The organism is Sphingopyxis solisilvae (assembly GCF_015475875.1).
GTDB classification, from domain to species: Bacteria; Pseudomonadota; Alphaproteobacteria; order Sphingomonadales; family Sphingomonadaceae; genus Sphingopyxis; species Sphingopyxis solisilvae.
The window spans coordinates 46,189-53,072 of the sequence record NZ_JADKYM010000022.1; the positions used below are offsets into that span (position 1 = coordinate 46,189).

6 protein-coding genes are annotated in these 6,884 nt (G+C 66.8%); 5 read left to right on the forward strand and 1 reads right to left on the reverse strand.

What is annotated here, in order from left to right; translation table 11 throughout:
* The first annotated feature begins 1 nt into the window (after position 1).
* Genes IR187_RS13835 through IR187_RS13850 form a run of 4 tightly spaced genes read left to right on the forward strand, consistent with a single transcriptional unit; the run spans position 2 to position 3,883 of the window.
* The gene (locus IR187_RS13835) at positions 2 to 979 is read left to right on the forward strand and encodes a phosphotransferase family protein (protein ID WP_324187700.1); all 978 of its coding nucleotides are present in this window, start codon (positions 2 to 4) and stop codon (positions 977 to 979) included.
* A complete protein-coding gene (gene eno, locus IR187_RS13840; RefSeq protein WP_194955166.1) occupies positions 976 to 2,274 on the forward strand; it encodes a phosphopyruvate hydratase in 1,299 nt (432 codons plus the stop codon). The genes IR187_RS13835 and eno overlap by 4 nt, the downstream gene beginning before the upstream one ends.
* Entirely contained in the window at positions 2,271 to 3,191 is a 921-nt protein-coding gene (locus IR187_RS13845; protein WP_194955167.1) for a 2-hydroxyacid dehydrogenase, read from the forward strand. The genes eno and IR187_RS13845 overlap by 4 nt, the downstream gene beginning before the upstream one ends.
* Positions 3,191 to 3,883 (forward strand): alpha/beta fold hydrolase, encoded by a 693-nt coding sequence (locus IR187_RS13850; protein WP_194955168.1) that lies wholly within the window; start codon positions 3,191 to 3,193, stop codon positions 3,881 to 3,883. The genes IR187_RS13845 and IR187_RS13850 overlap by 1 nt, the downstream gene beginning before the upstream one ends.
* Before the next feature lie 88 nt (positions 3,884 to 3,971).
* Here IR187_RS13850 and IR187_RS13855 read toward each other — a convergent pair whose 3' ends face one another.
* Positions 3,972 to 5,030, reverse strand: coding sequence for a 5-methyltetrahydropteroyltriglutamate--homocysteine methyltransferase (locus tag IR187_RS13855; protein WP_407699089.1), 1,059 nt, complete (start codon positions 5,028 to 5,030; stop codon positions 3,972 to 3,974).
* A gap of 80 nt (positions 5,031 to 5,110) precedes the next feature.
* Between IR187_RS13855 and IR187_RS13860 the strand changes: the two genes are divergently transcribed.
* Positions 5,111 to 6,676, forward strand: coding sequence for a long-chain-fatty-acid--CoA ligase (locus IR187_RS13860; protein ID WP_194955170.1), 1,566 nt, complete (start codon positions 5,111 to 5,113; stop codon positions 6,674 to 6,676).
* The last annotated feature ends 208 nt before the right edge of the window (positions 6,677 to 6,884 follow it).

The window sequence follows — 6,884 nt, forward strand, 5'->3', positions numbered from 1 at the left end:
CGTGACGGCGGACGCCGATATCATCGACGACCTGCGCGCCGCCGGGCTGGTGGGGGAGGGCGATGTCGTGCTCGAACCGCTCACCGGCGGCGTGTCGTGCGACGTGTGGAAGGTCGAGGTGCCGACCGGCCCGATCGTCGTCAAACGTCCGCTCGCACAATTGCGCGTCGCCGCCGAATGGCACGCGCCGATCGAGCGCGGACAGAGCGAGGTGCGCTGGCTCAAGCGCGCGCGCAGCGTCGATCCGGCGATTGCGCCCGAGGTGCTGGCTGAGCTGCCCGGCTATGGTTTTGCGATGCGTTTCCTGCCAGACGCGCCGGTGTGGAAGGACGAGCTGATCGCGGGGCGCGTCGATGCTGGCTTTGCCGCCGCGGTGGGGAGCAGCCTTGCCGCCGTGCATTCGGCCACCGCGAACAATGATACCGACCGCGACGCTTTCGCCACCGACGCCATGTTTCGCGCGCTCAGGATCGACCCCTTCCTGCTTTATGTGGCGCAGAAGGACGCAGAGATGGCATCCGTGCTTTACGCGCTCGCCGATAATCTGGCCGCGCGCAAGGTCGCGCTCGTCCACGGCGACGTCAGTCCCAAGAATATCCTCGTCGGCAAAGACGGCCCCGTCTTTCTCGACGCCGAATGCGCGGTTTATGGTGATCCGGCGTTCGACCTCGCCTTCTGTACCACGCATCTGCTGCTCAAAGCGGTGTGGCTGGACGATGCCCGTCTGACCGAAGCCGCGAATGCGCTCGTCGCCGCCTATCGCGCGGGCGTCGACTGGGAGGCGGCGGACGCGCTGCTGCATCGCGCAGGCCAGCTTACGGCGGCGCTGCTTCTTGCGCGCGTCGAGGGCAAGTCGCCCGCTCCCTATCTGACCGACCCCGAACATAAGCGCATCGTGCGCGACCAGGCGCGCGCGCTTCTGCTCGCGCCGCTGCCCATCGACGCCCTTGTCGCCCATTGGAAAAGGACATCTACATGACGTCGCGTATCGCCGCGGTCACCGGCCGCCAGCTTTGGGATTCGCGCGGGCGCCCGACCGTCGAGGCCGAAGTCACCCTCGAAGCGGGCGCGGTCGGCCGCGCCATCGCCCCCGCGGGCGCGTCGCGCGGCGCGCATGAGGCAATCGACCTGCGCGACGGCGGCACCGCCTTTGGCGGCTTCGGCGTGAACCGCGCGGTCGCGGGTATCGGCGCCGAGATTGCGGGTGCGATCACCGGTATGGACGCGCGCGTTCAGGCGGCGGTGGACAAGGTCTTGTGCGAACTCGACGGCACGCCGAACAAGGCGCGGCTGGGCGCAAACGCGGTCGTTGCGGTGTCGATGGCGGTGCTTCACGCTGCGGCGGTGGATGCGCGCGCGCCGCTTTGGCGCTATCTCGCGGATGGGCGCAAGGTGCGCGTGCCGCTGCCCGAAATCCAGATTTTCGGCGGCGGCGCGCACGCCGGGCGGCGCACCGATGTGCAGGATTTCATGGTGATGTGCCCGACCGCGGGCAGCTTCCGCCGCGCGCTCGAGATCACCGACGATGTCTATCGCGCCGCAGGCAGGTTGATGGAAGCCAAGGGCCCGTTGTCGGGCGTCGCCGACGAGGGCGGCTGGTGGCCCAATTTTGCGTCGAACGAGGATGCGCTGGACACGCTGACGAAGGCCATCGAGGCGAGCGGGCACCGCGCGGGCGAGGAGGTGTTCATCTCGCTCGACATCGCGGCGAACGAATTGGGCGATGCGGACGGCTACACGCTTGCGCTCGACGACGGGCGGCTGTCGGGCGAAGACATGGCGGCGCGCATCGTCGAATGGGCCGGGCGCTACCCAATCCTGTCGATTGAGGATCCCGCGGGGCAGGACGACTGGACGACGATGGCGGCGGTCACTGCGGCGATCGGCGAGCGGGTGCAGATCATCGGCGACGATGTGCTCGTCACCAATGCCGATCGTGTGGAACGCGCGGCCGAAGCGGCGGTGTGCAACGCTGCGCTCATCAAGGTCAACCAGGTCGGCACGGTGACCGAGGCCAAGGCCGCGCTTGATGCCGCCACGCGGCGCGGCTGGGGCGCCATCGTCTCCGCGCGCTCGGGCGAGAGCGAGGACATCACCATCGCCCATCTGGCGACCGGCTGGGATGCCGGGCAGTTGAAGGTTGGCAGCTTTACAAGGTCCGAACGCATGGCGAAGTGGAACGAGATGCTGCGGATCGAAGAGTCGATGGGTGCCGACGCCGAGTTTGCAGGCTTTTCGGCCTTTGCGGGGTCGATCGGACGGGTGACGGCATGATCGTCCTCCACGCGCGCCCGAGTCCGGGTTTTCGCGAGGCGGTTGACACGATCTTCGCCCCCGGCACCGTCGTCCATGTCGATGAGGCGGCGCCGCTCGACGATGTCGCATCCGACATCACCGCGCTGCTCCACGTGTTGACTCCGGTCACACCCGAATTCATCGCCTCGGCGCCCAAGCTCAAATTGATCCAGAAGCTCGGTGTCGGAGTGAACACCATCGCGCTCGACGCCGCACGCGATCATGGCGTTGCGGTGTGCAACATGCCCGGCACCAACAGCCAGGCGGTCGCCGAAATGGCGCTGTCGCTGATGATGGCGGTGCTGCGCCGCACCTGTTTCTTCGACGCGCGGACGCGCGCGGGCGAGGGCTGGACCGCCGACCCGTCGGAGCTCGATGCGGTGGGCGAAATCGCGGGGCGCACCATCGGCCTCGTCGGCTTCGGCCATTCGGCGCAGCGGCTCGCGCCAGTGCTGGCGGCGCTCGGGGCGACCGTCGTCTATACGGCGCGCAGTCCGCGTGACGTGCCGTATGAATTTCTGCCGCTCGATCGCCTGCTCGCGCAAAGCGACATCGTGTCGCTGCACATCCCGCTGACTAACGAGACGCGCGCCAGACTCGATCCCTTCGCGATGAAACGCGGTGCGGTGCTGGTGAACACCGCACGCGGCGAGTTGGTCGATGAGGCGCAGCTCGTCGAAGCGTTGTCTACCGGCCATCTGCGCGGCGCCGGGCTCGACGTTTTCGCCGAAGAACCGCTGCCGCGCGGCCACCCGCTGCTCGGCCTGCCGAATGCGGTGCTCGCGCCGCATATCGCCTGGCTCACCCCCGAAACGCTCGTGCGCAGCCTGACGGTGGCGCAGGAGAATTGCCGCCGACTTGAGGTCGGCGAACCTCTCCTGCATCAGGTGGTCTAATGTCGCTCCCCATCGTCCTCATCACCGGCCAGCTGCTCACCGATGCTGTATGGCAACCCCTGCTCGACGCCTGGCCCGACCGCGAAATCATCGTCGCCGACAACCGCAGCGACGACACGATCGCGGGCTTCGCGCAGCGCCTGCTGGGTAATGCCCCGCCGAAATTCGCGCTGGTCGCCCACGCCATGGGCGGCTTCGTCGCGTTCGAGGTGATGCGCCGCGCACCGGGGTGCGTCGCAAAACTCGCGCTGATCTCGACGCTCGCCTCGGCCGATGGTCCGGCGCAGACCGCGCGGCGGCAGGGTTATATTGATCTCGTGCAAAGCGGGCGTTTCGATCAGGTGGTCGAGGAACGCATTCCGATCCTTTTCCCTGAGGAAAAGCGGAACGACGCGCGCTTGCTCGGTATCGCCCGTCAAATGGCTGCCGACACCGGCGCCGACACCTTCCTCGCGCAGCAGCGCGCGATCATGGCGCGCATCGACAGCCGCCCGCGCCTCGTCGAAATTGCGGTGCCGACATTGCTGATCTGGGGCGAGCAGGATGGCATCACCAGCCGCGCGCACCATGAGGAGATTGCGGACGCTATCCCCGGCGCGCGGTTGGAGGTGATTCCTGGCACGGGCCACCTCCCGACCATCGAGGCGCCCGACGTGGTGGTGCCGTTGCTCAGGGAATTTGTGGACCATTGAACTTCGTCATTGCGAGCGCAGCGAAGCAATCCAGAGCCCGCGTAGACCGCCCTGGATTGCTTCGCTGCGCTCGCAATGACGAGTGGAGTTAGCTCAGCTCCGCCCGCACCATCGCCGCGCCGTCGACCATCGCCTTCAGCTTCGCTTGGCTATGCGCACGGCTGTGATATTTCATGCCGCAATCGGGCGCGATCCACAGCCGCTGTGCGTCGACATGGCGCAGTGCCGCGCGGATACGGTCCGCAACCACCTCGGGCGTTTCGACCTCGGGCACCGACAGATCCAGCACGCCGTACATGATCGTCTTGGTCGGCAATTCTTCGAGGATCGCAGGGTCGAGCCCCGGCTGCGCCGCTTCGATCGAGATCACATCGACATTCGACGCTTCGAGTTCGGCAAGAAAGTCATAGGCCTTGGGCTTCGGCCCCGTCGTCCCCGCGCCGTGATGCACCAGCGCATAGCCGAAACAGATGTGCAGCGCGGTCATCCCGCCGACGCCGTCGAGCGCGCGATTGATCGCTTCGATCGCATAGGCATTCGCCTCGGCGGCGCGCGCCTGCAAATAGGGTTCGTCGAGCTGGACGACGTCGACGCCCGCGGCGAACAGATCCTTCACCTCGGCATTGACCGCATCGGCATAGTCCATCGCGAGCGACCGTGCGTCGGGATAATATCCATTCTCCGCCTGCTGCGTCATCGTGAAGGGGCCAGGCAGAGTGAGTTTCACGGGCTTGGTCGAATGCCGCCGCAGGAACGCCGCATCCTGCGCCTCGATCGGCGCGACACGGCGGATCGGCCCCGACACCAGCGGCACCGGATTGGCGTTGCCCGTGCGGTCGATCGCCGTGCCATGCTTCTGGCGGTCGATGCCCGACAGCGCGGTCGCAAGGCGGTTCGAATAGCTTTCGCGGCGCATCTCGCCGTCGCCGACGATGTCGATGCCCAGCTCCTCCTGGTCGCGGATTGCCATCAACGTCGCGGCCTCCTGCGCGTCGGCGAGCCAAGGCTGCGGGATGCGCCATAGTGTCTCGGCGCGCACGCGCGGGGGCAGGCTGGCCTTCAGCCGCTCGCGGTCGATCAGCCAGTCAGGCTGGGGGTAGCTTCCGACGATGGTTGTCGGCAATAAGGGGCGGTCGAACAAGGCCAATCCTCTCGAATTTTTATCTGGCCAAGCATTTGCTTAGTATTCTATCTAATTCAAGTCGAAACGACGGTTGGGAGAGCAAAATGATCGATCTGGAGGCCATCCGGACGCTGGCGGATATTCCGGCGGCGCAGGCGCGCGTGCGCGGGCAGGCCACGGCGGTGAAATTCGGGGATCGCGAAACGAGCTTTGCGGACCTTGATGCGGCGTCGAACCGCATCGCCCATGCACTGATCGCGGCGGGCGTGGCGCCCGGCGATCGCGTGTCGGCGCTGACCAAGAATCACGACAGCTGGTATCCGCTCTTTTTCGGCAGCGCGCGCGCGCGCGCCTGCTTCGGGCCGATCAACAACCGCCTCGCGCCTGTTGAGATCGGCTTCATTCTTGGCGATGCGGAGCCGAAGCTGTTGTTCGTGGGGGAGGATTTCTTCGACTGCGCGCTCGCGGCCGTCGCCGACCTGCCGTCGGCGCCGCGGCTGATCGCGCTTTATGGCGCGCATCCGGCGTTCGAGCCGCTCGAAAGCTGGCTAGGCAGCGCGTCCGACGCCGCGCCCGCCGACGCGCCGCAGCTGTCCGATGATGTGCTCCAGCTTTACACCAGCGGCACCACCGGACTGCCCAAGGGCGTCGTTCTGACCAACGCCAATTACCGCACTTTTCTGGAGGCCGCGACCAAGGTCGACGGCTTTGCTTATGGCGAGGATGAGACGGTGATGATCGTTATGCCGCTCTTTCACGTCGCGGGGACGAACGTCAGCTTTTCGGGGCTGGCGCAGGGCGGACGGCTCGTGCTGGTCAAGGATTTTACTCCCGCCGATGCCGTGCGGATGCTCCGCGAGGAGGATGTCGCGCACGCCTTCCTTGCGCCTGCGATGATCCAGATGATGCTGCTCGATCCCGCGGCGGGCGCGGGGGGCTATCCGCAGCTCAAATCGATCGCATACGGCGCCTCGCCGATCGCCAAGGACGTGCTGCGCCGCGCGCGCGCGACCTTCGGGTGCGATTTCGTGCAGTTTTACGGGATGACCGAATCGGCAGGCGGCGGATCGTATCTTTCGCCCAGCGATCATGACTTGCCCGGCAAACTCACCTCGTGCGGCAAGCCCTGGCCCGAAGTCGATATGGCGATCCTGGACGGCGAGGGCGGCGAGCTGGGCGATGGCGAAATCGGCGAGATCGCCATCCGCGGCGGCATCGTCATGAAAGGCTATTGGAACCGGGCCGCCGCAACGGAGGAAACGCTCGCGGGTGGCTGGCTGCACACCGGCGACGTCGGCTATCGCGACGCCGACGGTTTTTATTATGTCCACGACCGGATCAAGGACATGATCGTGTCGGGCGGCGAAAATGTCTATCCGGCCGAGGTCGAGAGCGCGATCATGGGCTGTCCCGGCGTCGCCGACGTCGCGGTGATCGGGGTGCCCGACGACAAATGGGGCGAGGGGGTGAAGGCGCTCGTCGTCCCCGCCGCAGGCGCCGCGCCCGACCCCGCCGCGATCATCGCCTGGGCGCGCGAGCGGATTGCGGCGTACAAGGTACCCAAGAGCATCGAATTCATCGACGCGCTGCCGCGCAATCCGTCGGGCAAGGTGCTGCGCCGCGAACTGCGCGCGCCCTATTGGGAAGGACGCGATCGCGCGGTGGGGTGACGCGAAGGCGCAGGTTCGTGGAGTAGGCGGACGTTTCGAATCCTCCCCATCGACTTGCGATGGGGAGGTGGCAGCGCGAAGCGCTGACGGAGGGGCCATTACGCGGACGTTGCTACCCCTCCACCACCGCCTGCGGCGGCGGTCCCCCTCCCCATCGCAAGTCGATGGGGAGGAGATGAAGGCCGTCGCCCGTCCAACCCCCCCATCC

What these genes read in the sequence shown, in the direction of transcription:
- eno (WP_194955166.1), top strand. Translation starts at nt 976, where the DNA reads ATGACGTCGCGTATCGCCGCGGTCACCGGCCGCCAGCTTTGGGATTCG.
- IR187_RS13845 (WP_194955167.1), top strand. Translation starts at nt 2,271, where the DNA reads ATGATCGTCCTCCACGCGCGCCCGAGTCCGGGTTTTCGCGAGGCGGTT.
- IR187_RS13850 (WP_194955168.1), top strand. Translation starts at nt 3,191, where the DNA reads ATGTCGCTCCCCATCGTCCTCATCACCGGCCAGCTGCTCACCGATGCT.
- IR187_RS13860 (WP_194955170.1), top strand. Translation starts at nt 5,111, where the DNA reads ATGATCGATCTGGAGGCCATCCGGACGCTGGCGGATATTCCGGCGGCG.